The 25,488-nt window shown below is 48.9% G+C and carries 19 protein-coding genes and 3 pseudogenes; 18 read left to right on the top strand and 4 right to left on the bottom strand.

Annotated elements, in window-relative coordinates; all coding sequences use genetic code 11:
• Positions 1 to 2,985, top strand: coding sequence for a Tn3 family transposase (locus tag GKAS_RS02480; protein ID WP_016809495.1), 2,985 nt, complete (start codon positions 1 to 3; stop codon positions 2,983 to 2,985).
• Between the two features lie 190 nt (positions 2,986 to 3,175).
• On the opposite strand, the gene GKAS_RS02475 is transcribed toward GKAS_RS02480, so the two are convergent.
• Complete coding sequence (locus GKAS_RS02475) at positions 3,176 to 3,382, bottom strand: YdgH/BhsA/McbA family protein (protein ID WP_016809494.1); 207 nt, start codon at positions 3,380 to 3,382, stop codon at positions 3,176 to 3,178.
• Positions 3,383 to 3,675: 293 nt separating this feature from the next.
• Between GKAS_RS02475 and lacI the strand changes: the two are divergent.
• From lacI to GKAS_RS23590, 4 genes and pseudogenes are all read left to right on the top strand, one after another.
• A pseudogene (gene lacI, locus GKAS_RS02470) lies at positions 3,676 to 4,757 on the top strand (DNA-binding transcriptional repressor LacI).
• A 121-nt stretch (positions 4,758 to 4,878) separates the two neighbouring features.
• Positions 4,879 to 7,950 (top strand): beta-galactosidase, encoded by a 3,072-nt coding sequence (lacZ, locus tag GKAS_RS02465; RefSeq protein WP_017145107.1) that lies wholly within the window; start codon positions 4,879 to 4,881, stop codon positions 7,948 to 7,950.
• Between the two features lie 51 nt (positions 7,951 to 8,001).
• A complete protein-coding gene (lacY, locus tag GKAS_RS02460; protein ID WP_035891885.1) occupies positions 8,002 to 9,255 on the top strand; it encodes a lactose permease in 1,254 nt (417 codons plus the stop codon).
• A gap of 65 nt (positions 9,256 to 9,320) precedes the next feature.
• Positions 9,321 to 9,461: pseudogene (locus GKAS_RS23590) on the top strand (maltose acetyltransferase domain-containing protein); the annotation flags it as partial.
• Positions 9,462 to 9,475: 14 nt separating this feature from the next.
• On the opposite strand, the gene GKAS_RS02455 reads toward GKAS_RS23590, so the two are convergent.
• The 3 genes and pseudogenes from GKAS_RS02455 to GKAS_RS02445 all read right to left on the bottom strand — a co-directional run bounded on the left by GKAS_RS02455 (position 9,476) and on the right by GKAS_RS02445 (position 11,291).
• A protein-coding gene (locus tag GKAS_RS02455; RefSeq protein WP_100214959.1) for an IS1-like element IS1A family transposase occupies positions 9,476 to 10,173 on the bottom strand; the annotation gives its coding sequence in 2 pieces (ribosomal slippage) (positions 9,476 to 9,924 and positions 9,924 to 10,173; 699 coding nt in all).
• Positions 10,174 to 10,251: 78 nt separating this feature from the next.
• Positions 10,252 to 10,960: pseudogene (locus tag GKAS_RS02450) on the bottom strand (IS1 family transposase).
• A gap of 28 nt (positions 10,961 to 10,988) precedes the next feature.
• A complete protein-coding gene (locus GKAS_RS02445; protein ID WP_016807936.1) occupies positions 10,989 to 11,291 on the bottom strand; it encodes a PIN domain-containing protein in 303 nt (100 codons plus the stop codon).
• A 403-nt stretch (positions 11,292 to 11,694) separates the two neighbouring features.
• Here GKAS_RS02445 and GKAS_RS24740 point away from each other — a divergent pair, with 403 nt between their 5' ends.
• The 13 genes from GKAS_RS24740 to GKAS_RS02380 form a co-directional block, all read left to right on the top strand.
• Positions 11,695 to 12,063 carry a hypothetical protein gene (locus GKAS_RS24740; protein WP_045282254.1) on the top strand — a complete coding sequence of 123 codons (369 nt, stop codon included), beginning with the start codon at positions 11,695 to 11,697 and terminating at the stop codon, positions 12,061 to 12,063.
• On the top strand, positions 12,056 to 12,430 hold the full coding sequence (locus GKAS_RS02435) for a hypothetical protein (RefSeq protein ID WP_016807934.1): 375 nt from the start codon (positions 12,056 to 12,058) through the stop codon (positions 12,428 to 12,430). The genes GKAS_RS24740 and GKAS_RS02435 overlap by 8 nt, the downstream gene beginning before the upstream one ends.
• 78 nt (positions 12,431 to 12,508) lie before the next feature.
• Positions 12,509 to 12,874, top strand: a complete 366-nt coding sequence (locus tag GKAS_RS02430; protein WP_016807933.1) for a hypothetical protein — start codon at positions 12,509 to 12,511, stop codon at positions 12,872 to 12,874.
• Positions 12,875 to 12,958: 84 nt separating this feature from the next.
• Positions 12,959 to 13,606, top strand: a complete 648-nt coding sequence (locus GKAS_RS02425; RefSeq protein ID WP_016807932.1) for a hypothetical protein — start codon at positions 12,959 to 12,961, stop codon at positions 13,604 to 13,606.
• 75 nt (positions 13,607 to 13,681) lie between these two features.
• Complete coding sequence (locus GKAS_RS02420; protein WP_016807931.1) at positions 13,682 to 14,284, top strand: DUF3085 domain-containing protein; 603 nt, start codon at positions 13,682 to 13,684, stop codon at positions 14,282 to 14,284.
• Positions 14,285 to 14,351: 67 nt separating this feature from the next.
• Positions 14,352 to 14,699, top strand: a complete 348-nt coding sequence (locus GKAS_RS02415) for a hypothetical protein (protein WP_016807930.1) — start codon at positions 14,352 to 14,354, stop codon at positions 14,697 to 14,699.
• Between the two features lie 81 nt (positions 14,700 to 14,780).
• Positions 14,781 to 15,767: an ArdC family protein gene (locus GKAS_RS02410; RefSeq protein ID WP_016807929.1), complete on the top strand. Its 987-nt coding sequence runs from the start codon at positions 14,781 to 14,783 to the stop codon at positions 15,765 to 15,767.
• A 105-nt stretch (positions 15,768 to 15,872) separates the two neighbouring features.
• Complete coding sequence (locus GKAS_RS02405) at positions 15,873 to 16,805, top strand: DUF1281 domain-containing protein (RefSeq protein WP_016807928.1); 933 nt, start codon at positions 15,873 to 15,875, stop codon at positions 16,803 to 16,805.
• A gap of 338 nt (positions 16,806 to 17,143) precedes the next feature.
• The gene (locus tag GKAS_RS02400) at positions 17,144 to 19,702 is read left to right on the top strand and encodes an AAA family ATPase (protein WP_016807927.1); all 2,559 of its coding nucleotides are present in this window, start codon (positions 17,144 to 17,146) and stop codon (positions 19,700 to 19,702) included.
• Positions 19,703 to 19,713: 11 nt separating this feature from the next.
• Positions 19,714 to 21,570, top strand: a complete 1,857-nt coding sequence (locus GKAS_RS02395; RefSeq protein ID WP_016807926.1) for a DUF2357 domain-containing protein — start codon at positions 19,714 to 19,716, stop codon at positions 21,568 to 21,570.
• A 310-nt stretch (positions 21,571 to 21,880) separates the two neighbouring features.
• Positions 21,881 to 23,389, top strand: coding sequence for a UvrD-helicase domain-containing protein (locus tag GKAS_RS02390; RefSeq protein WP_026055876.1), 1,509 nt, complete (start codon positions 21,881 to 21,883; stop codon positions 23,387 to 23,389).
• 66 nt (positions 23,390 to 23,455) lie between these two features.
• Positions 23,456 to 25,075, top strand: a complete 1,620-nt coding sequence (locus GKAS_RS02385) for a TraI domain-containing protein (protein ID WP_016807924.1) — start codon at positions 23,456 to 23,458, stop codon at positions 25,073 to 25,075.
• A gap of 60 nt (positions 25,076 to 25,135) precedes the next feature.
• Positions 25,136 to 25,488: site-specific integrase (locus GKAS_RS02380; protein ID WP_035891884.1), on the top strand; the 353-nt coding region annotated here is incomplete at its 3' end.

The following is a 25,488-nucleotide window of genomic DNA, read 5'->3' as shown; positions in this document are numbered from 1 at the left end:
ATGCCACGGCGACAGATACTGAGCAGTGATGAAAAAGAACGCTTACTGATTGTGCCGGATGATGACATTCTGCTAACCAGGATGTGCTTTTTAAGTGAGCAGGATCTGGTCCTCATCAACAAACACCGGAGACCCGCTAACCGCCTGGGCTTTGCCGTTTTACTCTGTTATCTGCGAGGGCCGGGTTTTACTCCAGACAAAAACAGTCTCCCTCACGATGGCGTTATGTCCAGAGTGGCAGAGAGATTGAAACTTCAACCTGATTTATGGCGAGAGTACGCAACGAGGGAGGAAACCCGTTGGGAGCATCTTGCCGAACTCTATCGCTACTTGGGATTAGTGCCTTTCAACAGGTCATTGCAAAAAACATGCATCCGCCATTTATATCCGCACGCCATGCGGACCGACAAAGGCCTGATTCTTGCTGAAGAGATGCTCGCTTGGTTGCACAACAACAACGTTATTTTCCCTTCCGTTGATGTGATGGAGCGAACCCTTGCTGAAGCCGCAACACTTGCAGACAGAGCCGTATTTTCTACACTGACGACGCAACTGGAACAACGACATAAAACAGCACTGGATAATCTGCTTGCATCAGGTGATGAGCAACTTTCCCGTCTTGCCTGGCTGCTTCAGCCCCCGGGTAAGATTAACGGTAAAAACGTGCTGCAACATATTGATCGGTTGAATGCCATTGAGGGGTTGGCACTGCCGGAAGGTATTACGCTTTCCGTTCACCAGAACCGACTGCTGAAACTGGCTCGCGAAGGCCGGAAAATGAGTAGCAGGGACCTGGCAAAATTCTCCGGCACACGTCGTTATGCCGTGCTGGTTTGTATTATCTCAGAAGCAAGGGCAACGCTTACCGATGAAATCATCGAACTACACGAACGTATCCTGGGTAGCTTGTTCAGCAGGGCAAAGCGCACACAAGCCGAACGGCTTCAGAAAACAGGAAAACTCATCCAGAGCAAGTTAAGGCAATATCTTACTGTTGGGCAGGCGCTGCTAAACGCACGGGAGTCAGGAGAAGATCCCTGGGCGGCGATAGAAGACGTACTTCCCTGGCCGGAATTTATCACCAGTCTGGAGGAAACACAGTTTCTGGCCCGAAAGGATAATTTTGATCCGCTTCATCTGATCACCGAAAAATACAGCACGCTGCGTAAATATGCGCCCCGTATGTTGTCTGCATTGCAGTTCAGTGCAGCCCCTTCAGCACTGCCACTCGGTGATGCGCTGGATACCGTCAGAGAAATGTACCGCAAACAACTCCGCAAGGTTCCGTCAACAGCGCCAGTAAAGTTTATCCCTGAGAGCTGGAAAAAGTTGGTAATAACGCCATCGGGTATCGATCGCCGGTATTATGAATTCTGTGTACTGAATGAGCTGAAAGGCGCATTGCGATCTGGTGATATCTGGGTTAGAGGATCACGACGCTACAGGAATTTTGACGATTACCTCATTCCTCCTGCTGATTTTGAAAAATCACTCAAAGAGAAACAGTTACAGCTTGCCATTCCGACAGACTGCCAGGAATACCTTCACTCCCGTATGACACTGCTGGCGTCGCGACTGGAAGAGGTCAATGCGATGGCGATTGCCGGTGATTTGCCTGATGTTGATATATCGGACAAAGGTGTGAAGGTCACGCCTCTTGATAACAGCGTTCCTTCGATTGTATCACCGTTTGCCGACCTGGTTTACGGCATGCTGCCGCACCCAAAAATTACCGAGATATTAGATGAAGTGGACAGTTGGACGGGATTTACCCGCCACTTTACTCACCTCAAAAATAATCACGTCAGACCAAAAGACAAAAAGCTGTTGCTGACCACCATCCTGGCAGATGGTATCAACCTGGGGCTGACTAAAATGGCAGAATCCTGCCCGGGAACCACAAAAGCGTCGCTGGAAAGCATTCAGGCATGGTACATCAGGGATGAAACGTATGCAGCCGCGCTTGCCGAACTAGTGAATGCACAAAAAAAGTGCCCACTGGCAGCATCATGGGGGGACGGTACAACGTCATCCTCCGACGGCCAGAATTTTCGAGTCGGAAGTCATGGCCGCTATGCCGGACAGGTGAATTTAAAGTACGGTCAGGAACCCGGCGTGCAGGTTTATACACATATATCAGACCAATACAGCCCATTTTATACCAAAGTGATCAGCCGGGTCAGGGACTCTACCCATGTGCTGGATGGGTTGCTCTATCACGAAAGCGACCTGGAAATTACGGAGCATTACACCGATACAGCGGGTTTCACTGAACATGTTTTTGCGCTAATGCATCTACTTGGGTTTGCATTTGCACCAAGGATCCGGGATCTCCATGACAAACGGCTATTCATTCATGGAAAGGCGGAAAAATATTCTGGGCTTCAGTCAATCATATCCACGACCAGTCTGAATCTCAAAGAAATTGAGACACACTGGAATGAGGTACTGCGCCTGGCGACCTCGATCAAGCAGGGCACGGTAACCGCCTCGCTGATGTTAAAAAAGTTGGCCAGCTACCCCAAACAAAACGGCCTGGCAAAAGCGTTACGGGAAATTGGCCGTATCGAGCGAACGTTGTTTATGCTGGACTGGTTTCGCGATCCGGCCCTGCGTCGTCGTGTGCAAGCCGGTTTAAATAAGGGTGAAGCCCGCAATGCGCTTGCGCGGGCCGTTTTTATGCACCGGTTGGGCGAAATAAGAGACAGGGGGCTGGAAAATCAAAGCTATCGCGCCAGCGGGCTGACGCTGTTGACTGCGGCGATCACGTTGTGGAACACGGTGTATATAGAAAGGGCCATCGAATCACTAAAACGAAAGGGGCTCCAGATTAATGAGCCGTTGGTTTCTCACCTGTCCCCTCTGGGCTGGGAGCATATCAACCTGAGCGGAGATTACATCTGGCGTAATAATCTTAAGCTGGGATCCGGTAAATATCGACCGTTACGCACAGTTGATGTCAGTCTGTACAAAAAAGAGGCTTAGCGTAGGATATTTTCCGTTTTCCAAGCGGACCCCATGTACGGGTAACTCGCAGTTCCCCACCCATGATAGTTTATAAAGTTATTAATGAATCAAAAATAAAAACCTTCAGCATGTAATATTGATATTAATATCTTTGACCGCGTCAATATCCATACCTGTAAAATCAGGGGGCAGTATTACCCCGAACTATTTATTTCGGCAGGATTTCTGCTGTGATATGTACTTTATTTCCCATGCGGGCTTCGGTAATATTATAATACCTGTCACCCTGCTTGTCAGCCTGCTGGCGAATTTTTTCTTCCGTCTGCTCCAGTGTATCGCCTGTTGCCGTCACGGTTTGAGCACAGACTGAAAAAGGCAGGATTATAGAGAGGAATAACGTCATGATATTTTTCATTGATAATCCCTTGATTAATAATTAAATGGATGACTTAAGCCAGGCTGCGATATTCTGGGTAATGCTGTCAACCTGTTGATGACTATTTTAATCTGTAGTCATTCAATCCTTGTAACATCAGGATGATCCTGGTGTCAGTGAAAATACGAAATCAACACGTTGGTATCATTACCCACCTGTGAACTGACGTCGGCATTTTGAATCTCACTTCGGCGTGCCCCCTCCGAATGGCGCAAAACATTTCGTGGTATGGCATGATAGCACCCGAAGAGAGTCAATTCAGGGTGGTAAATGTGAAACCAGTAACGCTATACGATGTCGCAGAGTATGCCGGTGTCTCTTATCAGACCGTTTCCCGCGTGATGAACCAGGCCAGCCACGTCTCTGCGAAAACGCGGGAAAAGGTGGAAGCGGCGATGGCGCAGCTGAACTACATTCCCAACCGCGTGGCACAACAACTGGCGGGCAAACAGTCGTTGCTGATTGGCGTTGCTACCTCCAGTCTGGCCCTGCACGCGCCGTCGCAAATTGTCGCGGCGATTAAATCTCGCGCCGATCAACTGGGTGCCAGCGTGGTGGTGTCGATGGTAGAACGAAGCAGCGTCGAAGCCTGTAAAGCGGCGGTACATAACCTTCTCGCGCAACGCGTCAGTGGTCTGATCATTAACTATCCGCTGGATGACGAGGATGCCATTGCTGTGGAAGCTGCCTGCGCTAATGTTCCGGCCCTATTTCTTGATGTCTCTGACCAGACTCCCATCAACAGTATTATTTTTCCCATGAAGACGGTACGCGACTGGGCGTGGAGCATCTGATCGCATTGGGTCACCAGCAAATCGCGTTGTTAGCCGGTCCATTAAGTTCTGTCTCGGCGCGTCTGCGTCTGGCGGACTGGCATAAATATCTCACACGCAATCAAATTCATCCGATAGCGGAACGGGAAGGCGACTGGAGTGCCATGTCCGGTTTTCAACAAACTATGCAAATGCTGAATGAGGGCATCGTTCCCACTGCGATGCTGGTTGCCAACGATCAGATGGCGCTGGGCGCAATGCGCGCTATTACCGAGTCCGGGCTGCGCGTTGGTGCGGATATCTCGGTAGTGGGATACGACGATACCGAAGACAGCTCGTGTTATATCCCGCCGTTAACCACCATCAAACAGGATTTTCGCCTGCTGGGGAAAACTAGCGTGGACCGCTTGCTGAAACTCTCTCAGGGCCAGGCGGTGAAGAGCAATCAGCTGTTGCCCGTCTCACTGGTGAAAAGAAAAACCACCCTACCGCCCAATACGCAAACCACCTCTCCCCGCACGTTGGCAGATTCCTTAATGCAGCTGGCACGACAAGTTTCCCGACTTGAAAGCGGGCAGTGAGCGCAACGCAATTAATGTGAGTCAGCTCACTCATTAGGCACCCCAGGCTTTACACTCTATGTGTCCGGCTCGTATGTTATGCGAAAATGTGAGCGGATAGCAATTCACACAGGATACAACTATGACAATGATTACGGATTCACTGGCCGTCGTATTACAACGTCGTGACTGGGAAAACCCTGGCGTTACCCAACTTAATCGCCTTGCGGCACATCCCCCTTTCGCCAGCTGGCGTAATAGCGAAGAGGCTCGCACCGATCGCCCTTCCCAAGAGTCGCGCAGCCTGAATGGTGAGTGGCAATTTGTCTGGTTTCCGGCACCAGAAGCGGTTCCGGAAAGCTGGCTGGAGTGCGATCTTCCTGTCGCCGATACTGTCGTCGTCCCCTCAAACTGGCAGATGCACGGTTACGACGCGCCCATCTACACCAACGTGACCTATCCCATTACGGTCAATCCGCCATTTGTTCCCACGGAGAATCCGACGGGTTGTTACTCGCTCACATTTAATGTTGATGAAAGCTGGCTACAGGAAGGCCAGACGCGAATTATTTTTGATGGCGTTAACTCGGCGTTTCATCTGTGGTGCAACGGGCGCTGGGTCGGTTACGGCCAGGACAGCCGTTTGCCGTCTGAATTTGACCTGAGCACATTTTTACGCGCCGGAGAAAACCGCCTCGCGGTGATGGTGCTGCGCTGGAGTGACGGCAGTTATCTGGAAGATCAGGATATGTGGCGGATGAGCGGCATTTTCCGTGACGTCTCGTTGCTGCATAAACCGAGCACGCAAATCAGCGATTTCCATGTAGCCACTCACTTTAATGATGATTTCAGCCGCGCTGTACTGGAGGCAGACGTTCAGATGTACGGCGAGCTGCGCGATGAGCTGCGGGTGACGGTTTCTTTGTGGCAGGGTGAAACGCAGGTCGCCAGCGGCACCGCGCCTTTCGGCGGTGAAATTATCGATGAGCGTGGTGGTTATGCCGATCACGTCACCCTACGTCTGAACGTCGAAAACCCGAAACTGTGGAGCGCCGAAATCCCGAATCTCTATCGTGCGGTGGTTGAACTGCACACCGCCGACGGCACGCTGATTGAAGCAGAAGCCTGCGATGTCGGTTTCCGCGAGGTGCGGATTGAAAATGGTCTGCTGCTGCTGAACGGCAAGCCGTTGCTGATTCGCGGCGTTAACCGTCACGAGCATCATCCTCTGCATGGTCAGGTCATGGATGAGCAGACGATGGTGCAGGATATCCTGCTGATGAAGCAGAACAACTTTAACGCCGTGCGCTGTTCGCATTATCCGAACCATCCGCTGTGGTACACGCTGTGCGACCACTACGGCCTGTATGTGGTGGATGAAGCCAACATTGAAACCCACGGCATGGTGCCAATGAATCGTCTGACCGATGATCCGCGCTGGCTACCCGCGATGAGCGAACGCGTAACGCGAATGGTGCAGCGCGATCGTAATCACCCGAGTGTGATCATCTGGTCGCTGGGGAATGAATCAGGCCACGGCGCTAATCACGACGCACTCTATCGCTGGATCAAATCTGTCGATCCTTCCCGCCCGGTACAGTATGAAGGCGGCGGAGCCGACACCTTCGCAACCGATATTATTTGCCCGATGTACGCGCGCGTGGATGAAGACCAGCCCTTCCCGGCTGTGCCGAAATGGTCCATCAAAAAATGGCTTTCGTTGCCTGGAGAGACGCGCCCGCTGATCCTTTGCGAATACGCCCACGCGATGGGTAACAGTCTTGGCGGCTTCGCTAAATACTGGCAGGCGTTTCGTCAGTACCCCCGTTTACAGGGCGGCTTCGTCTGGGACTGGGTGGATCAGTCGCTGATTAAATATGATGAAAATGGCAATCCGTGGTCGGCTTACGGCGGTGATTTTGGCGATACGCCGAATGATCGCCAGTTCTGCATGAACGGTCTGGTCTTTGCCGACCGCACGCCGCATCCGGCGCTGACGGAAGCAAAACACCAGCAGCAGTTTTTCCAGTTCAGTTTATCCGGGCGAACCATCGAAGTGACCAGCGAATACCTGTTCCGTCATAGCGATAACGAGCTCCTGCACTGGATGGTGGCGCTGGATGGCAAGCCGCTGGCAAGCGGTGAAGTGCCTCTGGATGTCGCTCCACAAGGTAAACAGTTGATTGAACTGCCTGGACTACCGCAGCCGAAGAGCGCCGGACAACTCTGGCTAACGGTTCACGTAGTGCAACCGAACGCGACCACATGGTCAGCAGCCGGACACATCAGCGCCTGGCAGCAGTGGCGTCTGGCGGAAAACCTCAGCGTGACACTCCCCTCCGCGCCCCACGCCATCCCGCAACTGACCACCAGCGAAACGGATTTTTGCATCGAGCTGGATAATAAGCGTTGGCAATTTAACCGCCAGTCAGGCTTTCTTTCACAGATGTGGATTGGCGATAAAAAACAACTGCTGACGCCGCTGCGCGATCAGTTCACCCGCGCACCGCTGGATAACGACGGCGTAAGTGAAGCGACCCGCATTGACCCTAACGCCTGGGTCGAACGCTGGAAGGCGGCGGGCCATTACCAGGCCGAAGCAGCGTTGTTGCAGTGCACGGCAGATACGCTTGCCGACGCGGTGCTGATTACCACGGTCCACGCGTGGCAGCATCAGGGGAAAACCTTATTTATCAGCCGGAAAACCTACCGGATTGATGGAAGTGGTCAAATGGCGATTACCGTTGATGTTGAAGTGGCGAGCAATACGCCACATCCGGCGCGGATTGGCCTGACCTGCCAGCTGGCGCAGGTAGCAGAGCGGGTAAACTGGCTCGGATTAGGGCCGCAAGAAAACTATCCCGACCGCCTTACTGCGGCCTGTTTTGACCGCTGGGATCTGCCATTGTCAGACATGTATACCCCGTACGTCTTCCCGAGCGAAAACGGTCTGCGCTGCGGGACGCGCGAATTGAATTATGGCCCACACCAGTGGCGCGGCGACTTCCAGTTCAACATCAGCCGCTACAGTCAACAGCAACTGATGGAAACCAGCCATCGCCATCTGCTGCACGCGGAAGAAGGCACATGGCTGAATATCGACGGTTTCCATATGGGGATTGGTGGCGACGACTCCTGGAGCCCGTCAGTGTCGGCGGAATTCCAGCTTAGCGCCGGTAGCTACCATTACCAGTTGCTCTGGTGTCAAAAATAATAATAACCGGGCAGGCCATGTCTGCCCGTATTTCGCGTAAGGAAATCCATTATGTACTATTTAAAAAACACAAACTTTTGGATGTTCGGTTTATTCTTTTTCTTTTACTTTTTTATCATGGGAGCCTACTTCCCGTTTTTCCCGATTTGGCTACATGACATCAACCATATCAGCAAAAGTGATACGGGTATTATTTTTGCCGCTATTTCTCTGTTCTCGCTATTATTCCAACCGCTGTTTGGTCTGCTTTCTGACAAACTCGGGCTGCGCAAATACCTGCTGTGGATTATTACCGGCATGTTAGTGATGTTTGCGCCGTTCTTTATTTTTATCTTCGGGCCACTGTTACAATACAACATTTTAGTAGGATCGATTGTTGGTGGTATTTATCTAGGCTTTTGTTTTAACGCCGGTGCGCCAGCAGTAGAGGCATTTATCGAGAAAGTCAGCCGTCGCAGTAATTTCGAATTTGGTCGCGCGCGGATGTTTGGCTGTGTTGGCTGGGCGCTGTGTGCCTCGATTGTCGGCATCATGTTCACCATCAATAATCAGTTTGTTTTCTGGCTGGGTTCTGGCTGTGCACTCCTCCTCGCCGTTTTACTCTTTTTCGCCAAAACGGATGCGCCCTCTTCTGCCACGGTTGCCAATGCGGTAGGTGCCAACCATTCGGCATTTAGCCTTAAGCTGGCGCTGGAACTGTTCAGACAGCCAAAACTGTGGTTTTTGTCACTGTATGTTATTGGCGTTTCCTGCACCTACGATGTTTTTGACCAACAGTTTGCTAATTTCTTTACTTCGTTCTTTGCTACCGGTGAACAGGGTACGCGGGTATTTGGCTACGTAACGACAATGGGCGAATTACTTAACGCCTCGATTATGTTTTTTGCGCCACTGATCATTAATCGCATCGGTGGGAAAAACGCCCTGCTGCTGGCTGGCACTATTATGTCAGTACGTATTATTGGCTCATCGTTCGCTACCTCAGCACTGGAAGTGGTTATTCTGAAAACGCTGCATATGTTTGAAGTACCGTTCCTGCTGGTGGGCAGCTTTAAATATATTACCAGCCAGTTTGAAGTGCGTTTTTCAGCGACGATTTATCTGGTCTGTTTCTGCTTCTTTAAGCAACTGGCGATGATTTTTATGTCTATTCTGGCGGGCAATATGTATGAAAGCATCGGTTTCCAGGGCGCTTACCTGGTGCTGGGTCTGGTGGCGCTGGGCTTCACCTTAATTTCCGTGTTCACGCTTAGCGGCCCCGGCCCACTTTCCCTGCTGCGTCGCCAGGTGAATGAAGACGCTTAAGAAATTAATGTCGGATACGGCGCGAGCGCCTTATCCGACCAACTTATCAGGACGGAATGTTAAAAATGAACATGTCGATGACAGAAAAAATAAAAGCAGGCAAGCTATTTACCGATATGTGCGAAGGCTTACCTGAAAAAAGACTTCGTGGGAAAACATTAATGTATGAGTTCAATCACTCGCATCCATCAGAAGTTGAAAAAAGGGTAATGACTCCAACTTATTGATAGTGTTTTATGTTCAGATAATGCCCGATGACTTTGTCATGCAGCTCCACCGATTTTGAGAGCGACAGCGACTTCCGTCCCAGCCGTGCCAGGTGCTGCCTCAGATTCAGGTTATGACGCTCAATTCGCTGCGTATATCGCTTGCTGATTACGTGCAGCTTTCCCTTCAGGCGGGATTCATACAGCGGCCAGCCATCCGTCATCCATATCACCACGTCAAAGGGTGACAGCAGGCTCATAAGACGCCCCAGCGTCGCCATAGTGCGTTCACCGAATACGTGCGCAACAACCGTCTTCCGGAGCCTGTCATACGCGTAAAACAGCCAGCGCTGGCGCGATTTAGCCCCGACATAGCCCCACTGTTCGTCCATTTCCGCGCAGACGATGACGTCACTGCCCGGCTGTATGCGCGAGGTTACCGACTGCGGCCGGAGTTTTTTAAGTGACGTAAAATCGTGTTGAGGCCAACGCCCATAATGCGGGCAGTTGCCCGGCATCCAACGCCATTCATGGCCATATCAATGATTTTCTGGTGCGTACCGGGTTGAGAAGCGGTGTAAGTGAACTGCAGTTGCCATGTTTTACGGCAGTGAGAGCAGAGATAGCGCTGATGTCCGGCGGTGCTTTTGCCGTTACGCACCACCCCGTCAGTAGCTGAACAGGAGGGACAGCTGATAGAAACAGAAGCCACTGGAGCACCTCAAAAACACCATCATACACTAAATCAGTAAGTTGGCAGCATCACCGTGCATCGGGTAATGACTCCAACTTACTGATAGTGTTTTATGTTCAGATAATGCCCGATGACCTTGCCATGCAGCTCCACCGATTTTGAGAACGACAGTGACTTCCGTCCCAGCCTTGCCAGATGTTGTCTCAGATTCAGGTTATGTCGCTCAATGCGCTGAGTGTAACGCTTGCTGATAACGTGCAGCTTTCCCTTCAGGCGGGATTCATACAGCGGCCAGCCATCCGTCAGCCATCCGTCATCCATACCACGACCTCAAAGGCCGACAGCAGGCTCAGAAGACGCTCCAGTGTGGCCAGAGTGCGTTCACCGAAGACGTGCGCCACAACCGTCCTCCGTATCCTGTCATACGCGTAAAACAGCCAGCGCTGACGTGATTTAGCACCGACGTAGCCCCACTGTTCGTCCATTTCAGCGCAGACAATCACATCACTGCCCGGTTGTATGCGCGAGGTTACCGACTGCGGCCTGAGTTTTTTAAGTGACGTAAAACCGTGTTGAGGCCAACGCCCATAATGCGTGCACTGGCGCGACATCCGACGCCATTCATGGCCATATCAATGATTTTCTGGTGCGTACCGGGCTGAGAGGCGGTGTAAGTGAACTGTAGTTGCCATGTTTTACGGCAATGAGAGCAGAGATAGCGCTGATGTCCGGCAGTGCTTTTGCCGTTACGCACCACGCCTTCAGTAACGGAGCAGGAAGGACATCTGATGGAAATGGAAGCCACGCAAGCACCTTAAAATCACCATCATACACTAAATCAGTAAGTTGGCAGCATTACCTGGTTTTACGAATATCTCTGTTGGTACATGCGCCGGAGTAGTTCTCAGTATCGGGGCATACGTTTTCTGAAATTTATTAAGTTCTTTTAAGGCTTCCTCAGCGTTTTTACGAATATGTAATTCAATTTCTCTGCGTGTGATGTCAGTAACAAGGATACGCACTTTATCATGTGATGCAAAATTCTCCAGTTTTTCAAGAATGTATAAGCCAAACTGAAAATGCTTTCGTTCATAGGCAGATGTATCGATATAAACAAGGCGGGTAATGAGTTCCATGATCATCTTCCTGAGATGGTTGGGGGGATGGTTCAGTATAAGTCTCATCCAATACTTGTTGTATGATTCAGTACACAAGGTTATCTGCGGCTTGACAGATCTGCGTTTTGTTTTGAAAATGAACAGGCTTATACGTTGCTTTTGCAACCACCAATGATTCAGTAGCCTGTGAGAATCGCCTTCGGGTGGCTACAACAAAAGCTCCTGTAACCTGAAAAGGGGCAAAAAATTGGTAAATCTGCACACCTTTGAGAGCAGATATCGTCAATTTAAGCGCACTATGACGCGACGATAAAGGTTCCTTCTGTACTAACCAGACAGTCAGAATGTTGTTTTTTCTGACTCCCCGACGGGAAACACTTCCCGCTCGGGCAGGTGTTTCCTTTTTTTATGGAGAAACACAATGTCTGTCATCTCTTCTGCGATTTTCCCTGAACATATCCTTACTCAGCTTCAGCAGTCTGCTGACGCAGCTGTCCGGAAATTGAAATCTTTCATTTATCTGCATCGCAACAGCAACTGGTATGTCAACGGCTCGGGCAATTATGCCGTCCGTGCTCATATCTCTTCTGTCAAAGACCAGGGCGTTAACGTCTTTCTTACCGTTCGTACAGGCTGCCACCGCGCCGAGTATGTTTTTCACCGCCTGCCGGTTTCCTTTCCTGAGGGAATAACAGGTCGTCGAAACGCATACCGCCATGCCTGCCGTCAGGCACAGCATCTGGCACACCTGCGCTACCGTTTTCTTTCCGGAGGGCATTCTCATGACTGAAGCACTGCACGACGTCACTTTTCGTATTCTGTCGATGTCTGAGACGCGACGGGATGTATGTCCCGCTCAGTATGGCCCCGTAAGTGGCGTTTTCATCAGGGGCGAAATCCTCAGAGATAACGTCTCCTGTGGCGAACAGGTTTTTGTCGCACCGCTCGGTGATTGTGATCCGGCTGACCCCGAACTTTGCGTCTGGTGTCAGTATTACGGATATTCTTCCCGGGTTAAGGCCGGCGACATACTGGATGGTGTGGCCGTTTCTGGCATAAATTTCGCTGATCCACTGTCGTTAGCTGTGCTGCAACGCCTCCGCTTTAATCCTGAATATGTGTATCAGGAGCAATCTGATTCATATGCACTGCACTGATCGGCTGATGAAGGCCGTGACCGTGAAATGTTGTGGACCCTGACGGGGATATCCCGTTATTTACCTGAGGATATACCCATGCACACAGACGTTTATACGCTTAAAACTCCACTGGACACGCTCAGCTGGCTTTGCCTGCTTGAGAGTGAACTCCTGAGCATCAGGGCATTTCAGCGTCTCGATCTTCATACGGACCGGGATGAAACGAATGAACTGACGTTTCTGGAAGATTCCATCATTGGGACCGGCACAGCTTATGGCTGGTTTGTCTTTTTACTCGGGGAAGGCGATATTCCGCCTTTGCCTGATACGTCTAAAAATCTGCTCTTCACGCTGGACGAGCTGGGAAAAGAAATTAACCGGCCCTTCTGGGAGAAGGCCGTGGATGAAGGTATCCAGGATGCCCGGTGTGATCGGGCTATAGCGGCTCTCGAACGGATGTAATCAGCAGACAGAACACACCCTGACGGGGATTTACTCCCGTCCGGGGGATAAATCCCCCCTTTTTTATTCGCGGAGGATTTATCGATGAAAAACCAGTTTTCTTCGCCGGCTTCCATGTCGGTTGTCTACACCATCGAGCATGTCAGCACGGTTCCGTTGCGACACTGGCATGCTTTCGTTCTGGCCGTCACAGAAACTTTCTGGCAACTGCCGGTGCGTCTGCGTCCGGGGAATACGTATCTGCCGTCGCTTAATCGCGCGGCTGACCTGTTTCCGGTTGCTGATGTCATGGCGTTTCGTGGCGACACAGGCGGCAGTGTCTGGCCGGTCAACATGACTATAGAGCGGGAGCGCAACCGCAATACGCTGAGTATCCAGGAGCTGGATTTTCAGCATCAGCCCTGCGATTTCTTTGCACGTATTGTGATGGTCCTGCTGCATAACCTGTGTCCGGACAGCTTCCGGATACATTCTTCAGACGAGGGTCGCAGCTGGGCGTTACCGTTACGCTGGATTGAACAACATCTCGGTCTGCCTGAGCAGCCGACGCTGACCGCGCCTCAGTCGGTACTGAAAACACCGGTAGGCGAGGGCGCGTTTGATTCCCTGCTGCTGCAGCTGCTCTCCGGTGGTGAGCGGGTGCTGAGCAATGAGGACTGGAATGCCTTCGTGCTGGCGGAATTCCATCTGTACGAACTGAAGCGGGTCGCGGAAAAATCTGACTCGTTTTAAACAGTACTGACTTTAACCCCGTCGGGAGAGATGACTCCGGACGGAGCGGCTCTCCCGTTTTTACAGGAGAGCCCCATGCTTTTTTTCGACAATAAAGACCTGACTAACGTCCTGCTAACCGCCCGTATGCAGGGAGGCCAGCTTCACCTGGCAAAGGATGAGGGTGTTTATCTTATGCCGGCCACCGGTGCCTGGCAGGGCAACGATCCGGTGCCGCGTATTGCGTATGCCGCAGGGTGTCACCCTCAGAAAAATGAGGACTGGTACGACACGGCACGCCTGCTTGCCGGCGGCGATGATTTCATTGAATCACTGTCGATAAGCGACGCGGTAGCCACCTCTGTACTGTCCGGCAGGACGGACCTGAGGCTCCTGATTACCGACACACAGATACAGGTGCTCACCGCTGCGACTGACCGGGTGAAAGTGGCGCAGTATCGCCAGAAGGCCGATCAGCTTTTGGCGAGTGCAGTCTGTCACTTCAGTGCCTGTGTCGGGCCTGATGAACTCTGCCGCTGGCGTGAAAACGCCGTGCGTCTGCTGACGCAGGCGGCCTTCATCAGCTGTAAGCGGGCGAAGCCTGAAGATCATCAAACTTTTCTGAACGCCTGTGGCAGGCTGCAGGCCAGGTTATCGCAGGTGACCCCGCAGGGGGCGCTGCGAATAACCGGACGTTAATTCACCCCGGCAGGGACTTTTCCTGCCGGAAAGATTCCTGCCTCTTTCTGAACCGAAGGAGGCCCGTATGGGACTGGATATTTTTCTCTACAGCCAGCACCGGCAGATCGTCGCAGTACCGGCACCGTATCATCCGGTGTGTGAACTGAGCCGCGATTTTTCACTGATTACCTGGCTGGATAAGCACGTCGGTGAGGTGGAAAACGCGACCTGTCTGGAACTGTCACGCGAGCATATTCAGCAACTGAAAGAGAGGCTGGACTGTGCGATTGCGACATTTACAGAGGGGAATGAGGATAATCCGCTTCTTCAGCGCCGGCTGCAGTACGTTTTCACCCTGCGTGACAGGCTGGAAAGCCTGCTCAGTGATTTTGACTTTGAACATGAATACCTGTGGTTTTATGCCGCATGGTAACTGACCTCTGAATTTCCCGTCGACGGGCGTATCTCTGCGCTCGCCGGCGCAGGGGTATGCCTCTGATTAAAGGTATATCTCATGAAAAAAACGACTTCACGCAAGGCGGCTCGCCGTCCGGCAAAACCGACTGACCTTTATCGCCAGATCACCGACCGCATTGTTGTCGCGCTGGAAAACGGCGTAGCGCCCTGGCGTAAGCCGTGGCGCGCGGCTGCCGGCAGCGGTCTGGCCGGTCTGCCCCTGAATGCCACAACCGGACGTCACTACAGCGGCGTGAATGTCCTGCTTCTCTGGATGTCAGCGGAAGAGCAGGGTTTTCGCAATAACCGCTGGATGACTTACCGGCAGGCGCAGCAGGCTGGCGGGCAGGTGCGTAAGGGTGAGAAAGCCACCCTGGCGGTGGTTTATAAGGACTGGACGAAGCAGGCAGAGGATCGCGAAGGTAACCGCCTTTATGACAGTGACGGTAAACCGCTGATGGAAACCGTGCCGATGCTCAAACCCCTGCAGCTGTTCAACGCTGAGCAGTGTGAGGGGTTGCCGGCAGAGGTTGCGGCTTCACCTGAGCAACCACCGACGGTGGATGAGGACGGCATACTCTGTCCGGACGTGATGAACAGGGTGATCCGGATGTTTAACGCCACTGGGGTTAAAAACCGGATGCTGCCTCAGAACCGGGCATATTACCGCCCGCTGACGGATGAAATTGTGATGCCGATGGCTGAGCAGTTTTTTACGGAAGCGGACTGCTGGTCCACGCTGTTGCATGAGCTTGTACACAGTACCGGTCATGCGAAGCGACTTAACCGGGAGGGGATAACCTCCTCATCCCGGCAGTTCGGGGACCCGGTGTATGCCTTTGAGGAGCTCATCGCCGAAATGGGCAGCGCGTTTTTGTGTGCTCAGCTCGGCGTGTTCGGTGAGGTTCAGCACGACAGCTATGTGGACCACTGGCTGAAGGTGCTGAAATCTGACAAAAAGGCCCTGTTCCGCGCCTGCCGGCATGCCCGGGAAGCGTCGGAATATCTGCTGGCACTGCCTGAAAGTCAGGCTGTGGCGGCGTAATTAACTTATCCGGTGACGGTTATTCCGTAACTGTCGCCGTCCCGTGAGGACACCGCTCCTCACGGGGCTGTGTCCTCTTTTTTTTATGAAAGAGGAGTATTCACTATGTCCGAATGGTGTCATAACCGCCTGGAAATCACCGGTAAATCAGTCTGCATCGATGTCATGCTGCAGTGGATAAACGGCACTGACGTACCGCGTCACCGCCACGCAGTGCAGCAGAGCATACAGCTGTTTCTGGCTGGCGCGGCGGGGATACTCAAGCCGGTGCGGACCACGTCGTATCCGCCCTGTCAGGGGCTGGTCCGTGCAGGCACCGGGCTTTCCACTGCGGCCAATCAGGCGTTTGAAAGCTGGCTGGCGCTCCTGCTGAAGGATGCCATCCTCGATGCGGAAACCATCAGAGCCGTGGACCGGCTTTATCACCAGTCAGGTCTGGGCGCGCTGAAATGGGAGAATATTCCCGACCCGGCACGTGAGGTTATGGCGGAGCTGATTGCCAGACAGTATACCGACTGGTTTGGTCTGGTCAGCGCCGGCGATGAGTCTCATGCTGCAACTGCCTGGGAGCGGCTCAGCCAGTATCCTGAACGCTCCCAGCCCTGCGATATGCTGGCCGTCATACCTACGCGGCTGGCAGCAGAGCTGAACGGCTCCGGGGGGCTGATGTCCGGTGTGTCGACCACAACCAGCCTCTACTGCCGGCAGTACGGCATGGAGTGGCCGGCCGGGCACAACGTCAACTGGCAGCGCCATACGCCTAACAGTCTTACGCTGCAGATGGATATGCCCTGGCTCCCGCCGTCAGGTGAGGTTGTCGGGGAAATCTCAGCGGTGTTTGACTGCGAGGTGCGTCACAGCTACAGCGAGCCCGTGAGCGGGCTCAGCGGTTACGACTGCTATGACGGCGGTGAGCATGTTGACGGACACAAAGGCGCGTCCGGCGCGCCTCAACCCGGACAGGTGCTTTATCTCGTCAGCGATGAGCCCGCTTCACCGGCTCAGGAACCTGCATCATATCGTGAGGTCCGGGGGTAAAAGCCTGTTCCTCCGTTGACTCAGCCACGGCTCTGCCGTGGCATTTTTTTCTCAGCCGACGGCCAGTTGACCAGGATATGCATTCCTTTTTATTGTGGCTTCAAACGGAATAATTAACCATTTGAATTTAATGATAATTCTTTTTGGCGAGCTAAGGAGTTCAAATCAATACCTGCCACTTACCAAAAACAAGAAGTTTTCAACTACCATCCATTGCTAAATGTTTCAAGTCGTTCTATAAGGAATGCTCATAATTAAGCTAATTCTTAATAATGATTTCAACATGTTAATAGTAGCATATTAATATTAACGTTTCTTATGGTTTCGAATGAGGTTCTATGAACAGGTTATTGGTTATAAAGGAAGAAAATCATACAGTTAACCCTGATATGGGGCTTGTGATTCCTGTTGCTTATCTTGATGAAAATGGAAATTATGAAAAAATTGATCCTAGCGATTTTCCTAATGGAGGAATATTTATTTCCAAAGGATTTTTGAATATAAGCCAGCAGTTTGGATATGATGAATTATTTATTCTTAATGAATATTACGAAAGCAATGATGATGACTGGAAAATTAATACAAGACATCAAAAGCATTTTGGACTTGGAAGTAAAGTAGAAAGGCTCGATAAAAGCTACTTTATTCCAATTATAAAATCTGCTCTCCCCGATATAAAAACAGGTTTCCTTGGTCATGATATTGACGCCCCTAGCGCTCAATTCTTTATTGAGAATGAGGGCTATGTATATGGACCGTTTAAAGCCTCCAAACAAGATAACAATTGGCAATTATCTCCTTTATCTACACCGTCACCCTTACAGCTTAAACAAGACCATATAGCAAGGTTTGATTTAAAGGAAATTATAGCTAATGATTTTTCTTATGAGTTAATTATTAAAGGTGAAGTTAGAAAATATATTAAAAATTTGAAAGACCTCTCCAGTTTATTGTTTGAGCAAAAAGATTACATTTCAGATACAAGGCTTGTTTCTTACTTCACCAAAAATGGATTTGGAAATGGATTTTCGAAAAATAAATCTCCTTTAGGAAAAAGTGAAGCGCAAAAGTTGTCGCAAGGGATTGATGAGTATGTTAAGAAGAATAAAGTATTAGAGAATAGCGAGCGTCTTAAAAGACTTAAGGAGCTACTTGGAGAATTTTTAGATTCAAGTCCATTCGGCCAAGAGATTGTTCAAGAGTTTTTAGCAGAAAGTAGGGATGGCAGGCTTTATTTAGATGATTATTTCAGCAAAAATAAAGACCTGCTGGTTAAGCAAAAGTCTAAAGAACTAGAGGAAGTTACTCGAGTACAGAAGAGTAAATTAAATAAAGAGATAAGTGATTTAGAAAGGCTAATAACAAATAAAAAAGCAGAATTAGATTCTGAATTAAAAAATGTTGAATATGAAAAGGTCAGGGCTAGAGAAGAACTTGAGAGAATAAAAAAACAGTCTGCTGAAGATGCTCATGACCTTCTCCTTCAAAAACAGCAGGCTTTGACGGAAAAAAATGCTGAGTTAGAAGAAAACATTAAAAATGCAAGCATTAAGCTTGAACAATTCTACTCAATGGAGTCTAGGGTAAATGATTATAATTCTCTGAATGAAGAAATAAATTATCTGAAAAGGCTTAAAGAGGATATTGAAAAAGACAAAGAATCAGCTGAGAAAGCACTTAAACTTAAAAAAGCAACTTTGAACTCTCCACAGCTTCTGGAAAAAACTGTAGAGATACAAACAATACAAAACCTCAAAACTCTCTTGAATGGTGGCAGGGCAAGAGAAAGCACGCCGAAAATATATAAAACAAAGATAAATCCATCAACTATCGAACTGAATAAAGAAAACAGAAAAGAATACATTAATTACTTAGTTGATTCATTTAGCAACGATAATGGAAGGAATTTTTCATTTGATGAAATGGCGAATTTAATTATATGCTTGAATCAATCATTCATGACAATTTTATCAGGCCCTCCGGGAACAGGAAAAACCTCCACGGCTATTAGATTAGCTCAAAATATGGGCTTGACTAATGGTGAGAATACATACAATACTAGTAACTTTATTAATATTCCAGTCGGAAGAGCTTGGGTATCAAGCCGAGACATCTTAGGATTTTATAATTCCTTAAAAGACGTTTACCAGCCAGCCCGTACAGGTCTTTATGAGTTTTTGAAGAGTGATCATAATCCAGATTATTTGAAAATAATTCTACTTGATGAGGCCAACCTGTCTAGCGTCGAACACTATTGGTCAGACTTTCTAGGTATGTGTGATCCCGAAGGAAGAAATAGAAAAATTGATTCTGGCATTCCATCTGAAGACGAAAGATATATTACCGTGGCTGATGGTGTGCGTTTTATAGCAACTATTAACAATGATGCGTCAACTGAACGTTTATCGCCAAGGTTAATCGACCGGGTACCCGTAATAGGTTTAAATCACAACGCAGAATTTAAATCGAACGTTATAAGATCTTTAGCATTTGAAGGCGCTGTGAAAAACGAATGGTTGGAAAGTTGTTTTGATGTGAGCTTATATGAGTCTTCTTTTACGACGGAAGAGGAGAACTTACTTGATGAAATAATAGAAATATTAAAAGCTCCTCTTACCAGAACTACTTCTGTTAGAGTCAGTCAAAGAAAATATAATGCAATGAAGAGGTATTGCTATATTGCTAATGAAATCGAAGGGTTACAAGTTCAGCCTCTAGATTTTGCAATAAATCAGCACGTTTTGCCATTGATTGAGGGGTACGGTGCAGGTTTCAAAGAAAGATTGCACAATCTTGAGCAAAAGCTTGTGGAGTTTGATCTTCATATTTCTAAAGCAACACTTAGAAATATAATAAATAATGGTGATATTTATAGCGAATCTTACTCTTATTTTTAGGATTGTTGATTATGAAAATTAAGGTTTCAATTTTAGGGGGGAAGCGTCAGGGAGATGCTTTTGAACTGAAGTTAATCGATGAAAAAATCAACTCATCATTATTCATTCTTGAAGATGAAGCTATAGAAATAGCCTTTACGAGTGAAAACTATTACGAAAAGATTTCTTTGTTATTATACGAAAATGAAGTGGAACCTACTTTAATCGAACGTGTAGGCGAGCTTTGGACTTACAGATGGCTTCCCAAAAGGCTAGGGCGTTTTTCATATGAATGTTTTTTCCATAATTACTATGGAATAGCCGAATTAGTACTTGAAGCTCAATACGGTGAAAGGACTGAACTTTTTAGTTTTCAATCGATAGAAGTTCTGGCAAAAAAGTTAAATGCAGAGCGAGTTGATAAGATGCTGAACTATATAGCAAAAATCGATAGTAATGCTCTTTGTGCTTTTTTCAGAGTAACTCGGCGGAAAGCAGGTTTCAAAAATGGGGATACTCCTGCTGAAATTTTACTAGAACAAATTGAAAGCATTGTCGAAATAACGACAACCCTGATAAGAAAAATAATACAAAGACCTATTTCTAAATTAACAAGTCGGGAGAAATATGTTTATCCGAGTGACAACACAAATATTGATGATTTGACGCTGTCATGGCTATGTAGCAACACTGATGAGCTATTTGAAACAGATTCATATGAAAGTGCAATTTTGGAGTTTAACGATGAGCTTTATGGGGCGAGAAAGCTTATTGAGCACCAGGCAGTAGAAGATTCTGACGTTTATGAAAATCAAGTTTTGCATGGTTTTGTTATGACTTTAATTCAAACCACTTCTTCTCTTCTTTCAGGCTTCAAAAACCCTGATAAGTATCCAAATAGAATAAATGGAAGCCCTTTAGGGTATGTTAGTTTTTTCTCTCAAATACAAAAATTTCAGAAGAGTATTAATGGGCGAAAAATTTTAAAATGCAAATCAATATTATCAGATTTACATTCTCTTAAAAGGATAATGGCAGAGGTGATGCCTGCAAAAAAAAATATAATCGGAGTGCCCACGTTTACAATGAAAGCCAAAAAGGATCCTTTATACCTTTCTGTTTTCAAAAAGATCGTTGACTGGTACCGATTTGGGAAACCTGATTGGAGTGTTCAAGAAGAGTTATTATCCATACAAAGCATTCCAAAATTGTTTGAATACTATTCTCTTTTCTATATAAGAGAGATATTAGGACAGCATATAGGCTCTAAATCCGCGCCCGAACCAGTTAATGAATCAATATCATTTGTTTTTAATCTTAGAAAAGGGGCTACTCTAAAATTACTATATGAGCCAAAATATTGGATGGCCACCCATCCCATGGCAGACCTAAGAGGTTTGGTTAACAGTGAAGGATGGACAACTTACAATGGTATGGTGACTCATCGTTCTTCCTCAGGGAGATTTTCTAATCGATCTCCCGACTTTGTAATACATATTAGCAATGGGAATGGTATTGACAAGTATCTCATTCTTGATGCGAAGTATACTTCTACTGATAAAGCCTTTTTACATTATTTACCTGAGTTAACGCTTAAATATCTTCATGGACTTCATTCTATTTCAGATGCAAATAGTTCCATCATTGGTTTGATTATTTTAAATCCTGATGAGAAACTACTCATTAGAGATTTCCATAATTCATCATTTGATATTTATTCGGATAGGCCAGCTATGCCATTTTTATTATGCGCTACCATTTCTCCTGGGGAAGAGTATATAAGTAATAATTGTTTCCAACATTCTCTTTTAAAGATGGTAACTCTTATGGAGCAACGTGTTAACACAGAAGGTCAAGGTCGCTACTTAATGAACGTTTTAAGTGCTTAGGGGGATTGTAAAGTTTTAAATTAAATATCTCCTGAAGAATTCTATAGATAAAAATAGTGCGTGAATAGCGGAGAGAGTGAATGAAAGACCAATTAAGATAATTGATAGCGATTATTGTTAACGTCAGCGCAAGTTTGTGGATGTTGCTAACTTGTCATGTATACGTAGTATAAAAAAATAAGATCATCATTTTTACGCTCCCGCTCGGGGGCGTTTTTTATCTTTGAAAAAAGGGATCTGGTTTTTTCTCGAAGTGCACGCTTCCCGCTGTCAGGCTGTTTTTTTACATCTGCTGCTGCGGGAGAACACAGTGACCTGGAAAACAACAGCCGAACAAAACGCCATCATCGAGTGGAAGGGCAATCATCTCGTGGTGAATGCCTTTGCCGGTACAGGTAAAACCTCCACTTTAGTGAGTTACGCTGAAGCCAACCCGGAAAGTAAAATGCTTTACCTCGCCTATAATCGCGCTGTGCGGGATGAGGCTGAACGCAAATTCCCCTATAACGTAGAGTGTAAAACGTCGCATCAGCTTGCATGGGCCCGTTTCGGCAAACATTTCCGTGACCGGCTGACAGCCAGTCTGCGCATTACGGATGTGGCCAGAAAGCTCAATACCCGCCACTGGGCGCTGGCGCGGCTGGCGCTCAGCGGGCTGAACATGTTCCTCTGCAGTGCTGACCCCGAGCCGGGGCTGATACATCTGCCGTCTGAGGATGATCGCCACGGTCTCGATGCCGGTAAAATTCTGGGGGCAATACAAATCCTCTGGTATGAAATGAGCCGTACTGATTCAGTCTTTCCCGTCACGCACGACACCTACCTTAAACTGTTCCAGCTCTCTCATCCTGACCTGTCAAAACGCTGGGACACCATCCTCTTCGACGAGGCACAGGACGCCAATCCGGTGACCAGTGCATTTGTACTGAATCAGCCCTGCCGGGTCATTCTGGTCGGCGACCGTTACCAGCAGATATACCGGTTTCGGGGGGCAGATAATGCACTGAGAGCCCCGCAGCTGGTGCAGGCAGACCGGTTGTGGCTGACAGCGAGTTTTCGGTTTGGCCCTGAGGTCGCGCGGATGGCCAACATCCTGCTTGAACGTGCCGGAGAGGAAAAGCGCGTGACAGGTAACGGGGGGCAGGATGCTGTCGTCAGCAGCCTTCCGGCAGGGGCTGAGCATATTGCTGTACTGAGCCGGACGGTATCCGGCGTGATCGGCAGTGCCCTGACGGCGAGCCTTATGGAGAAAAATGTCTTCTGGGTCGGGGGGATTGAAGGCTACAAAACAGAGGAGCTGGAAAACCTGTACTGGTTCTCCGCCGATATGCCTGAAAAGATGCAGTCCCCGCGCCTCAGCCGGGACTACCGGGATTTTGATGAATACTGCTCAATAGCAAAAGCCACACAGGACGTGGAGATGAACCAGGCCATTCGTCTTCTCGATGACTTTTTCCCACTACCGCAAAAGCTGGCCATCATGCGCCGTCAGGTGGTAACCCATGAGAAAGACGCTCAGGTCACGGTTTCAACCGCACACCGCAGCAAAGGGCTGGAATGGCCGGTGGTAATGCTGAGTGAGGATTTTACTGACATTACCGACCCGCTTCTTTCGCAGGATGAGCGGCAGGATGAGACTAACCTGCTGTACGTGGCTGTCACCCGGGCCAGAAGAACGCTTGTGCTTAACGAACTGATGCGCTGGCTGAGCGATGAAGGCGGGAAAAACCGCGAGACGACGCACGAAAACGTACCGTCCGGAAATGGAGAGAGCGCCGACAGGCACGAAGAAACGGGAAAAACTTCTGAGAGTGAGTAACTGGTTTTTTATGGTGAAGCGCGGGGAGTGTCACAACACTGGGCAGCCCTATACCAGGAGAAAATCATGCGCGACAGAATCAGGACCCTTAGGTTTCTGTTTTCAAAAGGTGAACCGGAACCAGCACATCATGTATCCGCTGTCACACCTGCCGGCTACCACACTCCGCGTACGGTCGATACGCTGTGCTGTAGTCCGTTGAGAAAAACCTGCCTGCAACAAATATGGGAAAACAGCTCACTTCCGGCGGATGTTTATCACCGGTTTTATATAACGCCACTGCATGGCTTACTGGCCAGGGTACAGAATGTGCCGGCAACACAGCAGGGAAGGTGGTCGCAGTCAGACGGCTTCGGGGACCTTACGCTGCAGTTCACAACCTGTGCGGTCAGACTGGCCAAAGGATACATGTTTCCACCCGGAGCTGCGCCAGAAGAGCAGGCAGAGCAAAACGTGATGTGGAATGCAGTCATTTTCTGGTCTGCACTGTTCTGGCATTTGCCGCTCCTGGCGTCTCTGGAGGGTGAGCTGCTTGATGGTAAAAGCTGGCTTCCGGGAATAACCGTTCCGGACTCACCTTATCGATTTCGCTTCCGGGAAGCTGACAACTCCTCAGCTTTTGCAGCGCTGGCAGCAGGACAACTTGTGCCAGCAGAGGCGACAGGATGGCTGGCAGAAAATCCCGAAGCTCTGGGCAATCTTACCGGGGCCTTATGGAACCAGCATCCGGCGATGCCACTTATTAGAAGCTTAATGAAGCAAGCTGCTGAAAAGGTGGAATCGCCTTCGCTGGAGGTATCCGGGGCAAATGAGAAAGTTAACACCCTCATAGAGCCGGCCCTTTCAGTTACGCAAACGCCGTCTGATCAAGAGATTGAATCAGAACCGTCAGTAGAAGCAAAACTTAAAACTGCATCGCCAGAAGTTCCAGATTTGCAGGGTATTCAACTCGCATCTTCTATTGCACCGGTGCCGATGGCTGATGACAGCAATCTCGTCAGCAATGAAAAGGCAGGCGAGATTACGGAATGTGATCCAAACGAAACAGAGAAGGCTGATACAGAGATGCTGCTAAGTCTGTTCAGTGCAATTGCAGAGCCTGATATGACCGGGACTGAAGCATGTGATGAAGAGCCTTCAATCAGTACGAGAGCAGAAAGTGTGCCAGAATTTTCCCCCCTTAATGAACTAAGTCCCGAAGCTGATAAGCCTGAGATAAATCAGACAGTAGCAGAAGACTCTTTCCCTGAACGCGCTGTAGAGGATAACATCCCTTTACACAGCATTAACATTGACGCACAAAAAACAGTGATAAAAAAACAGACTGGCACTGAATTTGTCAGGTGGCTTTCTGAAGGACTTAAGAGCAAGCGAATTGATATTAATCAGCCTGATTCGAGGGCGCATGCAGTTGCAGGGTTCATCTTTCTCAGGGTTCCGGACATATTTTATCTTTACATCAGAGAAAGCGGAGCAGAGCTAAGCAGGGATTCCATACAAATTGAATTTGAGAAGCTGCATATTCACAGGGTGCGCAGGGGAGAGCGTTTTATTAAAGCAAAACTGTACCACTCGCCTGGCAAAGAAGGCACGTTTAAACCTGTAAGTGGATATCTTGTCAAGACTACACACCTTTTCAGAGGGGCGTCTTCCCCTGAAGACAGCGGGCTTCTGTCTTTCCTGTGAAGGAGGGGCAGTCCATGAGGGCCCTTAAGGGCAGCTTGATTTAGAAAAAGGAAATGCTGTATGTCTGACAAAAACCATTATACGACATGGGAAGAATTGCTTGAGGAGTACTTCTTCGCCCGAAACCTGCGAGCTGCAACAGAATGGAGCTACGCAAAGGTTGTAAAGGGATTCCTGAAATTTACGGGGGCAGACATAACCCCATCAATGGTTACACATCATGAAGTACTCAGATGGCGGCGACATGTACTCAGAGAAAAGCAACAATCGGCGCAGACCTGGAACAATAAAATTGCACATCTCAGGGCCCTCTATAACTATGCTATGGAAAGTGGTTTATTGCCTGCGGGCAAAAACCCTTTTAACAATTGCACTGTACAGCGGGACAGAAAGAAAAAAGCGGACTTTAAACC

This window comes from Kluyvera ascorbata ATCC 33433, from assembly GCF_000735365.1.
In the GTDB taxonomy this organism is placed as follows: domain Bacteria; phylum Pseudomonadota; class Gammaproteobacteria; order Enterobacterales; family Enterobacteriaceae; genus Kluyvera; species Kluyvera ascorbata.
Note: the sequence above shows the minus strand (reverse complement) of the source record. Positions and strands in the feature narration are given on the sequence as shown.